The sequence below is a fragment of the Cryobacterium cryoconiti genome (assembly GCF_004403065.1).
GTDB classification, from domain to species: Bacteria; Actinomycetota; Actinomycetes; order Actinomycetales; family Microbacteriaceae; genus Cryobacterium; species Cryobacterium cryoconiti.
Genome location: NZ_SOHA01000037.1, coordinates 24,235 through 41,451, shown reverse-complemented (window position 1 = coordinate 41,451; position 17,217 = coordinate 24,235). Strand labels below are relative to the sequence as shown.

Below are 17,217 nucleotides of genomic sequence, written 5' to 3'. Positions count from 1 at the left end.
CGCTCGCCCGCGCGCCCGGCCCGCTCGCCCGGCCCGCGCGCCCGCCCGCCCGCCCGCTGCCGCAACTGTCGCCGAAGCGGACATTTGTGCCCGGTGTGCGGGCAACAGTTGTCCGCTCGGGCAACAGTTGCGGCCAAGGGCAGCCAGGGGCAGCCAGGGGTGGCCAGGGGCGGCCAGGGAGCGGCCGGGACGGGCCGGGAGAGACCCAACCCGCGGCATCCGTTGCCCCGCTGATGTGCGGGCAACGCCAACTGCGGAGAATTTCGAGACTCGCCGTGTGGCGGGGCGACGGATGCCGCGTGTCGCGAAATTCTCCGCAGTTACGGTGTTCTATTTCGCGCTGGCAGTCGGCCGCGGTTGCGCACCGGCACCCGCACCCGCACCCGCCGCGGCCGCCGCCACCGGCGCCAGCGGCTTGTTCGCGTCGAGCACCGCGTGGTAGGCGGGCAGGTGCGTGAACAGCTCGTCGGTGAGCGGGTTGCGGCGTCTCTTCACGATCGTGTAGATCTGGTAGATCACGACGGCGATGTTGGCCGCGAGGGCCACGGCGCTGACCCAGAACAGGGCGACCGGGTCGTGCGAGGACTTCACCGCGAACTGCGAGCTCGACACGAACGTCGGGAAGGCCATGGTGAACATCATCCAGAACGCCAGGGTCTGCGCGCGGTGCTGCAGCCAGGCGCCGCGCTTGATGAAGAAGGCGGGGATCGTGCACGACACGAGCAGGGCAGCGCCGGCGTAGAACGAGTGGTCGCCGACCGCGTTGTAAACGTAGGCGAAGTTCCAGAGGTCGTAGGCGATGATCCAGAACCAGAGCATGTCCGGCCAGATCATGTCCTTCTTGGGGCCGCGGCTGATGATGATCCCGGCCCAGCCGCAGATCGTGAGCAGGTTCAGCAGCCCGGCGATGCCGTTCATGATGTTCCACGGTCCGCCCACCATGAACACCCCGTCGACCATCCCGTTGAGCCCGTAGACCTGGAAGTCGCGAATCACGGCCTCGAAGATGTTCAGCGCCAGAATGAACGCGGGGAACATCAGCGCGTACCGGTTCTTGGCCAGACGCGGAATGAAACGGATGGCCATGAAGCCCAGACATCCGGCGAGTGCTGAGTAGACCTTTACCCAGTGGAACCAGGTGCCCGTGCTGGACCCGGCACCGGCGGTGGTGGGCCAGACGAAGATCGTCAGCGCCACCGGCAGTGCGATGAACAGCGCCAGCGACGCCCATTTGCTCGACCGTGCGACCTCGTTGGCGATCATCAGCCCCGCGACGACCGCGACCCACATCAGGGTCGACGACCAGGGGATCGTATCGAATAGGAACATATGCGGATACTCCTTTGTACTGGGTGAATAAGTTCGTACTGGGTGAAGAGGTGATGCTGAAGGAAAAGCCTTAGGCCGGCGCGTTGCGGTCGAGGTGGAGCGTCTGGCGCACAATCGCGACCAGCACGTCGTCCGAGACGGTGGGCGTGGAGCGTACGAGCCCGATCAGCCCGAACACCAGCACGTAGAACACCTCGGAGACGTTGTCGATCCGGATCTTGTGTCGCCGTGCGTACGCCTCGACGGTGGTGACCTGCAGCCGGTCGACGACGGCCTTGACGGCCCGGTCGACGAACTCGTTGTAGAGGCCCGCGTACTCGGTGCGGCCGAGTTCCTCGCGGAACAGGTCGGTGCGATGCAGGTGGTGACGAAACAGTGCGACGCAGTCGACCAGCGCGCGGTCGATGTCGCCGGGGATGCGGGCGGCGTCCCAGAGGTTGAGGTCGGTCACGAACTCCGCGATGTGGTCCTCGCAGATGAGGTCGATGATCGCGTCTTTGTCCGGGAAGTAGTGGTAGATCAGGCCGCGGGTGACGCCGACCCGGGCGGCGATGTCGGTGATCTTCACCCGGGCCACGCCGCGCTCGGCGACCAGTTCCCGGGCGGCCCGCAGAATGTCGTCCCGGCGTTCGTCCGGCTGCTTGCTCTGGCGCACGGGCACGGGCACGGGCGAAGAACCGGGCACGGGCGAAGAAGCCGGCACGGTCGCTTTCGATGTGAACTCGTCGGGCATCGGAGCCTCCTCGGCAACTGGGTTGAAGCGTGTGGTGGGGCGGGATCCGCCCTCTGCCCCGATCCTAGGACCACGATTGACACTGTGTCAATGACACTGTGTCAACGGATGCCGTGCGGCGTCACATGGCCGCTGCCGAATACAACAGCATTTATGATGGGAGCTTGGCTGTGCCCGCGTACCCGAACCCCAGGAGTGCCACGTGAGCTTGATCGTGCAGAAGTTCGGCGGATCATCCGTTGCCGACGCTGAAAGCATTAAGCGTGTCGCGAAGCGCATCGTCGACACGCGCAAGGCGGGCAACGAGGTTGTCGTCGCCGTGTCCGCGATGGGTGACTCCACCGACGAGCTGCTCGACCTCGCGCACGAGGTCACCCCGATTCCGGCGCCGCGCGAGCTCGACATGCTGCTCACGGCCGGTGAACGCATCTCGATGGCGCTGCTCGCCATGGCGATCAAGAGCATGGGCTACGACGCCCGCTCCTTCACCGGCAGCCAGGCCGGCATGATCACGGATGCCCAGCACGGCGCCGCGCGCATCGTCGACGTGACTCCCGGGCGCATCCGTGACGCCCTCGACCAGGGTGCCGTCGCCATCGTCGCCGGCTTCCAGGGCTTCAACCGCGACACCAAGGACATCACCACCCTCGGCCGCGGCGGATCCGACACGACCGCCGTCGCACTCGCTGCCGCGCTGAATGCCGACATCTGCGAGATCTACACGGATGTCGACGGCGTCTTCACTGCCGACCCGCGCGTCGTTCCCCTCGCCCACAAGCTCGACCGCATCTCCAGCGAGGAGATGCTCGAGCTCGCCGCCGCGGGCGCGAAGGTGCTCTATATTCGGGCCGTGGAATATGCGCGGCGTCACGGTGTGACTCTGCATGTGCGGTCCTCGTTCAACAACAACGTCGGCACCATCGTCTACAACCCCGACACCACGAGCCCGCATGTCGCGATTCCGAACTCGTCGGCAGCAGAGCGCACGCATCCCAATAACGCACCCGCGAATGGAGAGACAGTGGAAGAGCCAATCATCGCCGGGGTCGCCGCCGACCTGAGTGAAGCCAAGGTCACGGTCGTCGGCGTTCCCGACATCCCGGGCAAGGCCGCGCAGATCTTCAAGATCGTCGCCAAGACCAACGCCAACGTGGACATGATCGTGCAGAACGTGTCGGCCGCGTCCACCGGCCTGACCGACATCTCCTTCACGCTGCCCAAGTCCGAGGGCCAGCAGGTGCTGACCGCGCTCACGAACGAGCAGGTCAACGTCGGTTTCGCGGGGCTGCAGTACGACGACCAGATCGGCAAGCTCGCGCTCGTCGGCGCCGGCATGCGCACCAACACCGGTGTCTCGGCGAAGCTGTTCGAGGCCCTGTTCGAGGCCGGGATCAACATCGAGATGATCTCCACCAGCGAGATTCGCATCTCCGTGGTCACGCGGGCCGACACCATCAACGAGGCACTGCGGGTTGTGCACACCGCTTTCGGCCTCGACGCCACCGACAACGCGATCGTGCACGGCGGCACCGGCCGCTAACCGGCAGCCGCAGCCCGGCGCGTTGCCCGGCCCGCAGCCCGGCGCTCAGCCCGGCGCTCAGCCGGGCGCGCAGCCCGGCCCGTCGCCCCTCCGAGTAGCGCATCGTGCATAACTCCTGCAATTTGCTCGGAAACCCCCTGTTTTTGCCCTTTTCGGCTTCGAACGGGAGAATTTGCAGGAGTTATGCACATAAGTAGGGTCGACCACCAACCGATTGAGGAAAACACAGTGACCAGCAGCACAGGAATCCAGATCGGCGTCGTCGGAGCCACCGGCCAGGTCGGAGCCGTCGTGCGCCGCCTGCTCGAGGAGCGGGACTTCCCGGTCGACGGCATTCGTTTCTTCGCCTCGTCCCGGTCCGCCGGCACGATGCTGCTCTTCAAGGGCCAGAAGATCGTCGTCGAAGACGCCGCCACCGCCGACCCTGCCGGGCTCGACGTGGCCATCTTCTCCGCCGGTGCCACGCTCTCCAAGACGCAGGCTCCCCGCTTCGCGGCGGCGGGCGTCACCGTGATCGACAACTCGTCCGGCTGGCGGATGGACCCCGACGTGCCCCTGGTCGTCAGCGAGGTCAACCCCGAGGACATCAAGCTCGCCACCAAGGGCATCATCGCCAACCCGAACTGCACCACCATGGCGGCCATGCCCGTGCTCAAGGTGCTGCACGACGAGGCCGGCCTCGAGCGTCTGATCGTGAGCACCTACCAGGCGGTCTCCGGCAGCGGACTCGCCGGCGCCCGCGAACTCGCCAGCCAGGTGCGGGCCGCCGCGCAGAGCGACAACCTGCTGCAGCTGGTGCACGACGGGTCCGCCGTGGCCATGCCGGCCCCCATCGTCTACGCCCGCCCGATCGCGTTCGACGTGATCCCGCTGGCCGGTTCCATCGTCGACGACGGCGAGTTCGAGACCGACGAGGAGAAGAAGCTCCGCAACGAGAGCCGCAAGATCCTGGGCCTGCCCGACCTGCTCGTGTCCGGCACCTGCGTGCGCGTGCCCGTCTTCACCGGCCACGCCCTCTCCATCAACGCCGAATTCGCCAACCCGCTCACGGTCGCCCGCGCCCTTGAACTGCTCGCCACGGCGCCCGGCGTGGTCGTGACGGATGTCCCCACACCCCTCGAGGCAGCCGGTCAGGACCCGAGCTTCGTCGGTCGCGTGCGCCAGGACCCGGGGGTGCCGAACGGGCGCGGCCTGGCCCTCTTCATCACCAGTGACAACCTGCGCAAGGGTGCGGCTCTCAACGCTGTGCAGATCGCGGAGCTTGTTGCGGCGGACCTGCTCGTTCGCTGACCTGAGCGTTGTGGTGAACGCCGGGCTGCCCACTCCGCTAAGGTCAGATTCCGTGGGCAGGATTCGGAATTCAAGTGGCGTGACGCGCATGGCATTCGGGGTATTCGCCGGGATCGCCGTGGTCCTCATGTTCCTGTCGCTGGGGCTGCTCGTCACCGACCCGATCCAGCACTGGCTGATCGCCGGGGTGGGCGTGTTCTGTGCCGCCATTCTGGAGCTCACCTGGGTGCGGGTCGGTTCCCTCGCCCACCGCAGCCCGCTGATCAGCCTGCCCGTGCTGGTCCTGCCCGCGCTGGCCCCGACCGTCGGCTTGACGGCCGGCGCCGGCGTGATTGCGCTGGGCGTGTTGCTCGCGATCCTGGTCGAGTCCGGGCGGCTCAACGTCGCTCTGTACAGTGCCGGGCTGCAGGGTGCCGGGGCTTTGGCGGCCGCGGGACTCTTCACCTGGTTCAGCACCGGCGGCATGCCGAGTCTGGTGGCCGTGGCCGTGGCATCCGTGGGCTATGTCGCCTTCGTCATCGTGGTCGAGGTGCTGCGCCGGTACTGGCGCAGCGACCCTCTCGAAAGCGGCGCGCGGCCGATGTTGTCGCCGCTGCGAGTGGCCGTGACCCTGTTGTGCACCGCCGTCATCTGTGTGGTGGCCGCCCTGTGGAGCGTCGAGGGCCTGCCGTTCCTGGTGCGCCTGACCACCACCGCCGATGCCATCATCGTTCTCGGCGCGCTGATGATCGTCGCGTTGGTGGCGAAGGTCGCGACCGTCGTCGTCGGCATGCGCCACCGGTTGGCCGGCCTGGTTGCCGCCGCGACGGCGCTGGGCGTCGATCCGATCGACGCCGGCACCGCGATCGGCACGGCGATCGGCAGCGTCATCGGCACCATGCCCGGCGGTGCACCCGACGGTGATCCGGCCCACGAACCGGCCTCTCCGGCGGCGACCTCCGAGTTGCTCCGGCGCGTGGTGGCGGATGCGATCGGCGCCGAGTCCGTCGTCGTGCGCGGCGAGCCCGCTCGCGCTGGTGAAATCAGCATGCTGTTGCCCATGCCGGGGGTGGCCGGCCCGGAGAAATTCATCGTCGCCCGGCGCGACATCATGGACGGCGCTTTCACCGGAAACGACCGCCGCGCCCTGCAGGCTCTCGCCGCGACCGCGGAGATGGTGGTGCGGTCGCGCCGGAATATCGCCGGGCTGACCCTGCGCGCCAACACCGATCCGCTCACGAGCCTGCCCAACTACGGCGCGTTCCAGGAGGCGCTGGCCAACATCAACGACCACCGCGACTATTCCGAGGCGCTGGCCGTGCTGTTCATCGACCTCGACGAGTTCAAGCGCCTGAACGACCGGTACGGCCACCAGACCGGCGACGAGGTGCTGCGGGAACTCGGCCGCCGCCTCCGGGCCGTGGTGCGCCCGAGCGATGTGGTCGCCCGGGTTGGCGGCGACGAGTTCGTCGTCATCCTCACCCACCTCGCGTCGCTGGGTGAGGCCAAGACCATCGCCGAGCGCATCATCGTGGTCACGGGGGAGCCGATGCCCGTGGGTCAGACCACGTACAGCCCGATCATCAGCGTGGGCCTGGCCTACTCGGCGCACCGGGAAACCGACGTCAACCAGCTGGTTCAGGACGCCGACCGGTCGATGCTCGCCATCAAGAAGTCCCGGCGGCGCGGTGGGCCGTCCAAAGAGAGCAGCATCAACATCTCGAGTCACCGTTCCTCGCAGATGAACGACATCATCGCCCACGCCATCGACGAGGACCAGCTCGAGGTCGCCTTCCAGCCCATCGTCAGCCTGGTCACCGGCCAGATCTGGGCCTTCGAGGCACTTGTGCGGTACACCCACCCCGACCTGGGCCGCTTGTCGCCGCCGTCGATCGTGGAGAAGGCCAAGGGCCTCGGCCGGCTCGACGCCATGACCCGCCAGGTGGCGGTGAAGGCGATGGCCGCGGCCGCAGACTTCCGCCTGGTCGAACAGAGCGTGATCTGCATGACCATCAACGTCGAGGCCGGGCAGATCCTGCCCGAGCGCGTCGGCGACTTCATCGAGGACCTCGCGGGGCGCTACCCCGGGATCTCCCTCTGCCTCGAGCTGAACGAGCGGTCGATGACCAAGGTGACCCCGGCCATCCGTGCCCAGGCCGACCGCCTGCGCGACCTCGGCATCATGATCGCGCTCGACGACTACGGCTCCCAGGATTCGTCCGTCGACTCCCTGGTGCGGATGCCGATGGACATCCTCAAAATCGACCGCAGCCTCGTGGACGACCTCGACGACATCCGCCAGCGCGAGGTGCTCACGGCCCTGCAGGGTTTCGGTGACAACCTCGAGTACTCGATGATCGTCGAGGGCGTGGAGAACGACGCGATGGCGAACCACCTGTCGGCGCTCGGCATCCGTTCGGCGCAGGGGTTCCACTACGGCGTGCCGGAGGGCTTCGAGAAGACGCTGTCCCGGCTGGAATTGTTCGGCGCCCGCGCGGTCGTGCCCCGCGACGAGGTGCAGCCGGCCGCGCCGGACGCGCTGTCGGCAGCGCCGGCTGCGCTGTCGGCAGCGCCGGCTGCGCCGATGGGCGCGTTACCCTTGAATTCATGAGCAAAGAACCGATTCCGTTCGAGGTGGAGACGCTCGTGCTCGACCTCGAGGTCGACCGGCGGGCCCTGCTCTACCCGGTGCTCGACACCGTGCGCGACGCCATGCCCGAGGGCTATCGGCTCGGCGTGTACAACGGCATCCTCGGCTGGGTGGTGCCGCTGGAGACCTACCCGAACACGTACAACAAGCAGCCCCTGGCCTATGTGAGCCTGGCCGCGCAGAAGAACTACAACTCGCTCTACCTGATGAGCCTGTACAGCTTTCCCGAGAAGGATGCCGCCTTCCGCGCCGACTGGGCCGCCACCGGCCGCGCCCTGAACATGGGGAAGAGCTGTGTGCGGTTCAAATCGCTGGCCGACCTCGATCTCGACCTCATCGCCCGCGAGGTCGCGAGCGTCTCCGTGCAGGATTTCATTGCCCACTACGAGCGGGTGAAGCACCAGGACTGAGGCCCTTTCGGGGCCAACCGTGACCTGAGCGGCCCGCGTTCCGGCGGGAAGCATCCGTTACCACCGATATGGTGGAGGAGTGAATCCAATGGCGAAGATTGATGTCGTTCTTATTGGTGGCGGCATCATGAGCGCCACCCTCGGTACCTTGATCAAGGAACTGCAGCCGGACTGGACCGTCGAGGTCTACGAGCGTCTGGGCGAAGTGGCCCAGGAAAGCTCGAACCCGTGGAACAACGCGGGCACCGGCCACGCGGCCCTCTGCGAGCTGAACTACATGCCCGAGGCGAAGGACGGCTCCGTCACCGCCGCCAAGGCCGTGGCCATCAACGAGCAGTTCCAGATCAGCCGTCAGCTCTGGGCGCACCTGGTGCAGACGGGCGTGCTGCCCGCACCCACGAACTTCATCAACTCCACCCCGCACATGACCTTCGTGCACGGCAAGAGCAGCGTCGAGTACCTGCGCAAGCGGTTCGCGGTGCTCAAGGGCGAGCCTCTGTTCCAAGGCATGGAGTACAGCGAGGACCCGGCCGTGATCGGCACGTGGACCCCGCTGCTCACCCAGAAGCGCGCGAAGGGGCAGAAGATCGCGGCGACCCGCATCGTGTCGGGCACCGACGTGGACTTCGGCGCCCTCACCCGGTACCTGTTCGACAACCTCGCCGAGCAGGGCGTCGGCGTGCACGTGAACCAGCAGGTCACCGGCCTGAAACAGCTCACGGATGGCACGTGGAAGCTCAATCTGCGCCGCCTGGTCGGCAATTACCCCAGCAGCGTCAACGCCCGGTTCGTTTTCGTCGGCGCGGGTGGCGGCGCCCTAGCGTTGCTGCAGCAGAGCGGCATCCCCGAGATCAAGGGTTTCGGCGGGTTCCCGATCAGCGGACAGTTCCTGCGCACCACCAACCCGAAGCTCGTCGCGCAGCACCACGCGAAGGTCTACGGCAAGGCTGCCAAGGGTGCGCCGCCCATGTCGGTGCCGCACCTCGACACCCGCGTGGTCGAGGGGGAGACCTCGCTTCTGTTCGGACCGTACGCCGGCTTCACGCCCAAGTTCCTCAAGTCGAGCTCCTGGCTCGACCTGCCGTTCTCGATCCGGCTGCACAACATCGGCCCGATGCTGGCCGTGGCCGCACATAACTTCGGCCTGATGAAGTACCTGATCGGTGAGGTTTTCGCGTCGAAGAAGACGAAGCTCAAGGCGCTGCAGGAGTTCATCCCCACCGCCAAGATCGAGGATTGGGAACTGATCACCGCCGGACAGCGCGTGCAGGTCATGAAGAAGGATCCGGAGCAGGGCGGCGTGCTGCAGTTCGGCACCGAGGTCATCACCTCGGCCGACGGCACCATCGCCGGGCTGCTCGGCGCCTCGCCGGGAGCCTCGACCGCGGCCCCGATCATGGTCGACCTGATCAAGCGCTGCTTCCCCGAGCAGTACCCGGCCTGGGAGCCCAAGCTGCGCGAGATGATCCCGAGCCTCGGAACGAAGCTCTCCGACGATCCCGCCGCTGCCGCGGCCTCCCTGGCTGCCACCGCCGCCGCCCTGCACCTGACCGCCTAGGGCGACGCCGCCCGTCGCGCTGCTCGCTGGCCGCGCTGCTCGCTGGGCTCGTTCCCGGCCAGCACGTGCATAACTCCTGCAAATTCTGCAAAACAGGCCGATTCGGGGCTGAATCCGGCCTGATTCGATCAAATTGCAGGAGTTATGCAGCTGTCCAGCCGCGCCGGCCGCGCGCTGGCCGGCTCCGCCCGCACGTCCGCCGGCTGCGCCGCCCGCACGCTTCCCGGTGCTCCCGGCTGCCTCAGTGCCGCCCGGCCTCGTGCATAACTCCTGCAAATTCTGCGTAACAGGCCGATTCGGGGCCGAATCCGGCCTGTTTCGATCAAATTGCAGGAGTTATGCACAAAGGCGGAGGGACAGGGGGGTCAGCGAGTGGATGGGGTGGCGATCTCGCACAAAGTCGGCGCGAAGGGGGTGCCGGCCGCCACGATTGTGCACAATTCAGGGCATCTCCGTGCTGACGGATGCGGGTTTGCCTCTGCGGCTCAGAATCACCCGAACGTAGTGAGAGAATCTACCGAGCAGAGAGGGAACGCATGACGCTCGGGTTACCCGATCACCTGGTGAAGAGAACACTCAGTCATGCCCTCGCCCGGGCCGCGCACTGGTTCGCCCTCACCTGCCTGGCCGGAGCCCTGGCGTCGCTGATCATCCTCCGGTTGTCCACAACTGCGGCCGGAGATGCGGGAGTCGGTCCCACTGCCGAAGTGTCGAGCGACAACGCAACTGCCGCAGCCCTCGCCGACGCCGACACCGCAACCATCGCGGCAGCCCTCGCCCTCCTCCTGATGGCGGCCGTACTCGTGGCGTTGTCCCTGCGCCGCACCGTCGTTCTCTCCGTCGCGTATCTCGTCGTCGGCAGCGTCGCCACCTACCTCTACACGATGGCCGTGCTCGGCATGCCCGACGTCTTCCCGAGCTCGAACATCTTCCTCGTCACCCTGCCCAAGCTCGCCCTGGTCATGGTCGGCGGCGCGGGCACGGCCGCGCTGGTGGGCGTGCTCTGGGGCACCACCGGGTTCGTCCTGGCCGAAGCCGTCACGGTCTTCGCCGCGGTGCGCACCGGCGTGCCCTACGGCGAGGACGTCTACACCATCTCCACCTACTTCTTCCTCGTCGCCATGCTGCTGCTGACCGCCTTCGTGCGCCGCCAGCGCGCCGTGCAGGCCGCGCTGCACCGCGCCATGCAGACCGACCAGACCCGTCTGCTGCGCCATGACCTCGAGCTGCGCGCCCTCGCCCTCAACCAGGACACCACCCTCAACCAGCTTGTCGCCGTGGCCCGCGCGCATCCCGGTCCGCTCAGCGACCAGCTGGCCGGCAGCATCCGTGACTCGCTGCAGACCCTGCGCGGCACCGACTGGCTCACCGACGTCGACGCGCAGAGTGTGGAGCCGTCGCGGGGCACGGATGCCTGGCTCACCAGCGAGGTCTACGCCGCCATCGAGCGCAGTCGCGATCGTGGCCTCGTGGTGGAGGTCTCGGGGGAGCGCGCGGCCCTCTGCCGGCTCAGCCCGGCCAGCGACCGCGAGCTGGGCCTTGCCGTGCAGCAGTGCCTCGTGAACGTGATCCTCCACTCCGGCAAGGCCGCCGCGGAGGTTGTGATCGAGTCCGAGCCGACCAGCATTTCGCTGATGGTGATGGATGCCGGCCGCGGCTTCACGGAGTCCGAGACCGACGCCGACCGCCTCGGCCTGCGCCAGGCCGTGCGCCGCCGCATCGAGCAGTTGGGCGGTTCGGTGAGCGTCTTCACCCGGCCGGGGGCGGGAACCTCCGTGCTGCTGAGTGTTCCCGTGCCGTCCGACGAACCGAGCCCCGACCCGCAGGGTGCCCCCGGAGCCGCCCCCACCCCCACCGACACCCCCGACCCCGAGCGGGTGCCCCGATGACCCACACCCCGCCCGCGCACAACCCGCACACCCCGCCCGCGCACACCCCGCCCGCGCACACCCCCCACACCCGCCACACCCCGCCCGCCACCTCCACCATCACGATTCCCGTCGACGAGTCGCACATCCCGGCGGCGCCGTCGCTCACCACGCCCACGCCGCGCACCCAGTCCCAGCAGCGCCTCGACCCGCTGGGCGCCCTGACCACCTGGCCGATGGTGCCCGGGATCGCCACGGTGGTGCTCGGCTACGCGGTGTTCACGACGGTGGCGCAGGGTGATGAGATCCGGCATCCGTGGCTGGCCGCGCTGGCGCTCGTTCTGATCGCCGCCGCGTGCGCGACGCTCGTGGTCGTGGGCCTGCCGTCGCGCTCTCCGGTGCGGCAGAAGGCGCTGCTTTTGATCGTGGGCCTCGGCCTGGCCGCGCACCTGGTTGACCAGGCCGCCCGCTGGGGCGGCAACGCCCTGGTACAAGACGATTTCGGTCCGATCGGCGTCGGCCTCCTGCTCGTGGCTCTCGCCCCGCTGCGTCCGTGGCGCGAGCTCGCCCTCTCCGGTGTGCTCGCGGCCGTCGTCATCGGCGCGGTCACGCTGCCCCAGTCCGCGGCGCGCGTCATCGAGGTGTCGCCGGCCGTCTACGTGATCGTGGCCGTCACGCAGGTGCTCGCCCTCGCTCTGGCTGCCGCCGCCTACTCCCGCCGCATGGTGCGTCTGCTGGTGGCCTGGCAGACGGATGCCCAGCGCGCCATCGCCCGCCGCACCGAAGAGTCCCGCGGCAGCGTGGTGCGCTCCGTGATGGAGCAGCAGCTCGCCACCCTGACCCCCGGCGTGTTCCCCCTCTTCGACGGTGTTCTCGAACGCGGCGAGGTGACCAAGGCCGACGTGGCCCGGGCGAACGAGCTCGCGGCCGGGGTGCGCCGGGCGCTCGTGGCGCACATCGACGAGACCTGGCTCGACGCCGTGATCGCTCGCGAGCGCGCCGCTCTGGCCTCCCGCGGAGTGGATCCGCTGCTGGTGGTGTCCGACCCGGAGCACCGCGCGGCCCACTTCGGCGTGCAGCAGCGCGCGGCCACCTCCGCGCTGATCCGCATGCTCTGTCTGGCCCCGGGCTTCGACCCGCGCAGCCTCGTGGTGCAGGCCGACACCGAACCTGAATCCGAGCCCGACACCCAGATCGACCCGACGAGCGACCGCCAGCAGCGGCACTCCGGCATCGACACCTTCATCATCCAGGTCGGCCTCGACCTGCCGCCGCGCCGGGTGCGCCGGCTGCTGCGCTCCTACCTCGCCGTGCTGCGGGTGGTGTTCCCGTGGGTGCGGGTGAGCATCCGTCGGCCGCGTCTGACGCTGGAATTCGGCGACAAGCGCCCGCCGCGCGCGCCCAGTACGCTGGGCTAGGCGCACACGGCGCCGCAGGATTCAGCGCCGCTCTCAGCACCGGCGCGAGCAGCCGAGGGGGCAACCGGAAGAGCTATGGCGAAACTGTATTTCCGCTACGGAGCCATGAACAGCGGCAAGAGCACCTCGATGCTCCAGGCTGCCTACAACTACGAGGAACGCGGCCACCACGTGCTGCTGGCCAAGCCCTCGGTCGACACCAAGGGCGACCGCGGCGTGCTGTCCCGGCTCGGCGTCACCCGGGGAGTCGACTTCCTGCTCACCCCCGACGCGGATGCCTTCGCGCTCTTCCAGGAGCACCGCGCCCGGGTGCTGGCCGAGTCCGGCCTCGATGTGAGCTGTCTGCTCGTCGACGAGGCCCAGTTCCTCACGGAGCAGCAGGTGGACGACCTGCTGCGGATCGCGATCCTGGAGAACACCCCGGTGATGGCGTACGGCATCCGCACCGACTTTCAGACCGTGGCGTTTCCGGGCAGCCGGCGTCTGCTCGAGGTGGCGCACAGCCTCGAGGAGCTCAAGACCATCTGCCGGTGCGGCCGCAAGGCCGTGTTCAACGGGCGCCAGATCGACGGGGTCTTCGTCTTCGACGGCGACCAGGTGGCGATCGACGGCGCCGAAGTGACCTACGAATCGCTCTGCGGCTCGTGCTACCTCGAGGAGAGCGGCGGGGTGCTGAACAATCGCAGCCGGCCCGAACCCGCATGAGAGCGGTGAGAAGGGGCGCTCAACGATCGTAGATCGCGAGCGCCCCACCAGCCCCCCAGCAGGTATCCCCGTCTATAAACGTAGGTTGCGCTCGTCGCTCTGAACAGCCGTTACTTCTTGTGGCACCACAACGAGGGGCACGACGACCACAACTCGATCACGGCACGACCGCAGCACGACCGCAGCACCTCACCGGCCCCGCGCCGGAGCATGATCCGGCCCAGACCCTGCCCTCTGCACCATGAAACCAAGGAACGACGATGTCCCGCTTTCGCGTAGCCCTGATCGATGACCACGAGATCGTAGCCCGCGGATTCGCGGACCTCTTCGCCACGATCCCCGAGATCGAGGTGGTGGCCACCGTGACCACGGTGACCGAGCTGCTCGAGTCGGCGGCGCAGACCACGCCCGTGGACCTCGTCATCCTCGACCTGCGATTGTCCGACGGCTCCACCGTCACCGGCAACGTGGACCGGTTGCGGGCTGCGGGCGCGGCGGTGCTCGCGTTCACCGGCGGCGACGACGCCGGCCTGATGCGGGCCGCCGCGCGCGGGGGAGTGCTGGGCGTGGTGCGCAAGAGCGAGCCCACCGCGGTGCTGCTCGACGCTGTGACCCGGGCGGCGGCGGGGGAGGCCGTGGTCTCCACCGAGTGGGCTGCGGCCCTCGACGGTGACCCGGACCTCTCCGACGCCGGCCTGAGCGTGCGCGAGTGCGAGGTGCTCTCGCTGTACGCCGCCGGGGCGAAGGCGCCGCTGGTGGCCTCCCGGATGGGGCTGAGCGAGCTCACGGTGATCGACTACATCCGCCGGGTGCGCTCCAAGTACGAGCGCGTCGGCCGCCCCGCGAACACGAAGATCGACCTGTACAAGCGGGCGCTGGAAGACGGCATCCTGCCCATCCCCGGCCAGCCGTGACAGCCCCGGCCGCATGGGTGAGCCGCGGGAGGCGCCCGGCCGCGGGCATCCGGTCGCCGGCGTTGCCGCGGCCCGCGACCGAACGCCTTGCCCGGCTGCTCTACGCCGCCATGGGCCCCACCGCGCTGGTCTTCGGCCTGTTCTGCCTCGGCAGTTACCTCGAGCAGGCCTACCAGCCGGCGCGGCCGGCGTCGCTGATCGCCTGGCTGGTCGTGTTCGGGCTGCCCCTGATGCTCGGGCTGCTCTCGCAGCGCGCGCCACTGGGGCTGCTGCGCCAGCTGGCCCTGGCCGAGGGGGTGATCGTCGTCGTGCTGATGCTGTTCTGGCTGGTCGCGCGCGCCGAGCCGCTGCCGGCGGGCGCGGACATCCCCTGGGTGATCACCTTCACCGGCGTGCCCGTGATCGCCATGGCGGTGGCGACCCGCGATCGCACGGCCTGGGCCTACCTGGCCCTGGTCTGCACGCTCAGCGGGCTGGTGCGCGCGGTGACCTCGGCCGATCCGCACCCGGTGCTGGTGGGCGTGGAAGACGCCCTCTACTCCCTGCTGCTGCTCAGCATGCTCCTGGGTCTGACCACCATGGCCCGCCGCGGCGAGAAGGCGGTCGACCTCGCCGCCGAGGTGGCCCGCGCGACCCTTGCTGACCGCGCCGACCGCCTGGCCCGCACCCGCGAACGCCTCACCATCAATGCGCTGGTGCATGACAGTGTCATCTCGACCCTGCTGATGGCCGGGCGCGCCGGCACCCCGATCGAGGTGCTGTCCCGGCACGCGACCGACACCCTGGGGCGGCTCGACGCCCTGCGCAGCCCGCGCCCCGACGAGCACGTGCCCGGCTCCCAGGTGGCGCGTCGCCTCGAGCAGCTGGTCGGCGAATTGGCACCGGATGCCCGCCTCACCTCGACCCTGACCGACACCCTCACGGTGCCCGCGCGGGCAGTGACCGCCCTGCTCGGTGCCGTCGGCGAGGCCCTGCGCAACTCGGTGACCTCGGCCGGCGCGGGCCCGGTGGCCCGCACCCTCACCGTCAGCGCCTACCGGGCCGGAATCCGGGTGGCCGTGCACGACGACGGCGTGGGCTTCGACCCGGCCCGCGTGCCACCCGAACGTCTGGGCATCGCGCAGAGCATCATCGGGCGCATGGAGCGCCTCCCCGGCGGCGCCGCCGCGGTGCGGTCCCGGCCCGGCGCCGGCACGGAGGTCGTGGTCTCCTGGACCCCCGAGCACGCCGTCATGCCCCCGACCCCCAGCGTCAGCTCCAGTCCCAGCGCCCTGAACGTCGAGGCCGCCCCGCTGCGGCCGGGCGCGAGCCGCCTGCCGAAGCCCCTGTCCACGGGCATCCTCGTGGCGTTCATCGCGGTGCACGCCGTTCTCGCCTTCGCCGACGGCGAGCCGCTCTCGGGGCTTCCGTTCGAGATCGTCGGCTTCCTCGCGGCGTCGGCTGCGGCCGCCTGGCTCACCCTCCGGGTGCCCGACCCGGTGCCGCAGCGCAGCGCGGTCGTGGTACTCGCCCTGTGCGCGCTGGCGGCCGCGGCCACCTCGTTCCCGGTGCCGCCCACGGGGTCGACTCCGTTCGCGCACTGGTATCTCGGCGCGATCACCATGGTGCTGGTGGCCCTGGCGGTGCGGGGCCGCGCCGATTTCGCCTGGTACGGCTACCTGATGATGACGGTGATCGGGGTGGTGTGGGCGGTGCTGAACGGGCTGACGGTGCTCGACGGGGTGAATCTGGCCATCCGTCATGCCGGCACGCTGCTTGCCGGCACCCTCTTCGCGGTGGGGCTGAGGCGGTCCACGCAGGCGCTGGCCCGGCTGAACCGGGAGCGCGCCCTGAACGCGGCCGCGGTGGCCACCGCAGCCGCCGCCATCTCCGAGCGCGAGACGCAGCTCGCCCGGGTGAACAATCTGGCCCGGCCCACCCTGGAGCAGCTCGCCGCCGCCGAGCAGCTCGACGAGGAGTTGCGCGCCGGTGCCCGGCTGGCCGAGGCCACCCTGCGCGACGCGATCCGGGGGCGGTCGCTCTTCGTGGAGCCGGTGATCACGGCGGCCCGGGCCGCGCGCCTGCGGGGCGTCGACGTCACCCTGATCGACGACAGTGCCGACCGCCCGCCGCTGCAGGTGCAGGCGGCGGCCGCGATCGTCGCCGCTCAGCTCGACGCGCTCGCGCACGGTCATCTGATCGCCCGGCTCCTCCCCGCCGACCGTCCCACGATCGCCTCGATCGTGGTCGACGCCGGCGACCCCCGCATGCTCACGGTCACCCCCGACGGCCGCCTCCACCACCCTTGACCCGCCGGTGGTCGAGCCGCCCGGTGGTCGAGCTTGTCGAGACCCCGCCCGGTGGTCGAGACCCCGCCCGGTGGTCGAGACCCCGCCCGGTGGTCGAGACCCCGCCCGGTGGTCGAGCCTGTCGAGACCCGACCCCCAGTGGTCGACCCCTCGGTGGTCGAGCCTGTCGAGACCCGAGACCCGAGACCCGAGACCCGAGCCCCCCACCCCCACCCAAACGGGGTCCCCACACACCCTTGCGCACCCATCCACTCATCCCGTAGTGTCCTCATTTATGAGGACACGTGTCCCCAGTAGTGAGGACAACATTCAACGGCGAATCCGTTCTCAATCAAGACCGACCAGCGGGCGGTATCCCCCCGAAACCCGCCCGCTGGTTTTCCCCTCTGATCAGGGTGTAACCATCGGCGTGTAACCAGTTCGCGGGCCAAATCCCGATCCGAATTCTCGCTCAAAAATCCCCGTCCACCCGAGATTTACCTCGGTACCGGAGGATTCCTCGTCCCCTCGATGGGGGGAGCCCGGCTCTCCCCAT

At 69.0% G+C, this 17,217-nt stretch carries 12 protein-coding genes; 10 read left to right on the top strand and 2 right to left on the bottom strand.

The genetic code is table 11. The features are described 5' to 3' along the window. Positions 1-330: 330 nt before the first annotated feature. Both E3T49_RS12475 and E3T49_RS12470 read right to left on the bottom strand, forming a co-directional pair. Complete coding sequence (locus tag E3T49_RS12475) at positions 331-1,329, bottom strand: DUF5692 family protein (RefSeq protein WP_134425232.1); 999 nt, start codon at positions 1,327-1,329, stop codon at positions 331-333. A 70-nt stretch (positions 1,330-1,399) separates the two neighbouring features. Beyond that, complete coding sequence (locus E3T49_RS12470; protein ID WP_134425231.1) at positions 1,400-2,062, bottom strand: TetR/AcrR family transcriptional regulator; 663 nt, start codon at positions 2,060-2,062, stop codon at positions 1,400-1,402. A gap of 202 nt (positions 2,063-2,264) precedes the next feature. Between E3T49_RS12470 and E3T49_RS12465 the strand changes: the two genes are divergently transcribed. The 10 genes from E3T49_RS12465 to E3T49_RS12420 all read left to right on the top strand — a co-directional run bounded on the left by E3T49_RS12465 (position 2,265) and on the right by E3T49_RS12420 (position 16,682). Beyond that, positions 2,265-3,602, top strand: a complete 1,338-nt coding sequence (locus E3T49_RS12465) for an aspartate kinase (RefSeq protein ID WP_134425230.1) — start codon at positions 2,265-2,267, stop codon at positions 3,600-3,602. 228 nt (positions 3,603-3,830) lie between these two features. Then, complete coding sequence (locus E3T49_RS12460) at positions 3,831-4,892, top strand: aspartate-semialdehyde dehydrogenase (RefSeq protein WP_241972813.1); 1,062 nt, start codon at positions 3,831-3,833, stop codon at positions 4,890-4,892. Positions 4,893-4,980: 88 nt separating this feature from the next. Beyond that, positions 4,981-7,482 (top strand): putative bifunctional diguanylate cyclase/phosphodiesterase, encoded by a 2,502-nt coding sequence (locus E3T49_RS12455; RefSeq protein ID WP_134425228.1) that lies wholly within the window; start codon positions 4,981-4,983, stop codon positions 7,480-7,482. Then, positions 7,479-7,931, top strand: a complete 453-nt coding sequence (locus tag E3T49_RS12450) for a DUF1801 domain-containing protein (protein ID WP_134425227.1) — start codon at positions 7,479-7,481, stop codon at positions 7,929-7,931. Before E3T49_RS12455 ends, E3T49_RS12450 begins: the two co-directional genes overlap by 4 nt. Before the next feature lie 88 nt (positions 7,932-8,019). Next, a complete protein-coding gene (locus E3T49_RS12445) occupies positions 8,020-9,489 on the top strand; it encodes a malate:quinone oxidoreductase (RefSeq protein WP_134425226.1) in 1,470 nt (489 codons plus the stop codon). 536 nt (positions 9,490-10,025) lie between these two features. Continuing rightward, a complete protein-coding gene (locus E3T49_RS12440) occupies positions 10,026-11,378 on the top strand; it encodes a sensor histidine kinase (RefSeq protein WP_134425225.1) in 1,353 nt (450 codons plus the stop codon). Beyond that, entirely contained in the window at positions 11,375-12,775 is a 1,401-nt protein-coding gene (locus E3T49_RS12435; protein WP_134425224.1) for a hypothetical protein, read from the top strand. Before E3T49_RS12440 ends, E3T49_RS12435 begins: the two co-directional genes overlap by 4 nt. Positions 12,776-12,850: 75 nt before the next feature. Then, complete coding sequence (locus E3T49_RS12430) at positions 12,851-13,480, top strand: thymidine kinase (RefSeq protein WP_134425223.1); 630 nt, start codon at positions 12,851-12,853, stop codon at positions 13,478-13,480. A 260-nt stretch (positions 13,481-13,740) separates the two neighbouring features. Further along, positions 13,741-14,394 (top strand): response regulator, encoded by a 654-nt coding sequence (locus E3T49_RS12425; RefSeq protein ID WP_134425222.1) that lies wholly within the window; start codon positions 13,741-13,743, stop codon positions 14,392-14,394. Between the two features lie 17 nt (positions 14,395-14,411). Next, entirely contained in the window at positions 14,412-16,682 is a 2,271-nt protein-coding gene (locus E3T49_RS12420) for a sensor histidine kinase (protein ID WP_134425221.1), read from the top strand. Positions 16,683-17,217 lie beyond the last annotated feature (535 nt).

Coding starts and splice junctions, on each gene's coding strand:
- E3T49_RS12430 (WP_134425223.1), top strand. CDS start 12,851: ATGGCGAAACTGTATTTCCGCTACGGAGCCATGAACAGCGGCAAGAGC.
- E3T49_RS12435 (WP_134425224.1), top strand. CDS start 11,375: ATGACCCACACCCCGCCCGCGCACAACCCGCACACCCCGCCCGCGCAC.
- E3T49_RS12470 (WP_134425231.1), bottom strand. CDS start 2,062: ATGCCCGACGAGTTCACATCGAAAGCGACCGTGCCGGCTTCTTCGCCC.
- E3T49_RS12475 (WP_134425232.1), bottom strand. CDS start 1,329: ATGTTCCTATTCGATACGATCCCCTGGTCGTCGACCCTGATGTGGGTC.
- E3T49_RS12455 (WP_134425228.1), top strand. CDS start 4,981: ATGGCATTCGGGGTATTCGCCGGGATCGCCGTGGTCCTCATGTTCCTG.
- E3T49_RS12450 (WP_134425227.1), top strand. CDS start 7,479: ATGAGCAAAGAACCGATTCCGTTCGAGGTGGAGACGCTCGTGCTCGAC.
- E3T49_RS12440 (WP_134425225.1), top strand. CDS start 10,026: ATGACGCTCGGGTTACCCGATCACCTGGTGAAGAGAACACTCAGTCAT.
- E3T49_RS12445 (WP_134425226.1), top strand. CDS start 8,020: ATGGCGAAGATTGATGTCGTTCTTATTGGTGGCGGCATCATGAGCGCC.
- E3T49_RS12425 (WP_134425222.1), top strand. CDS start 13,741: ATGTCCCGCTTTCGCGTAGCCCTGATCGATGACCACGAGATCGTAGCC.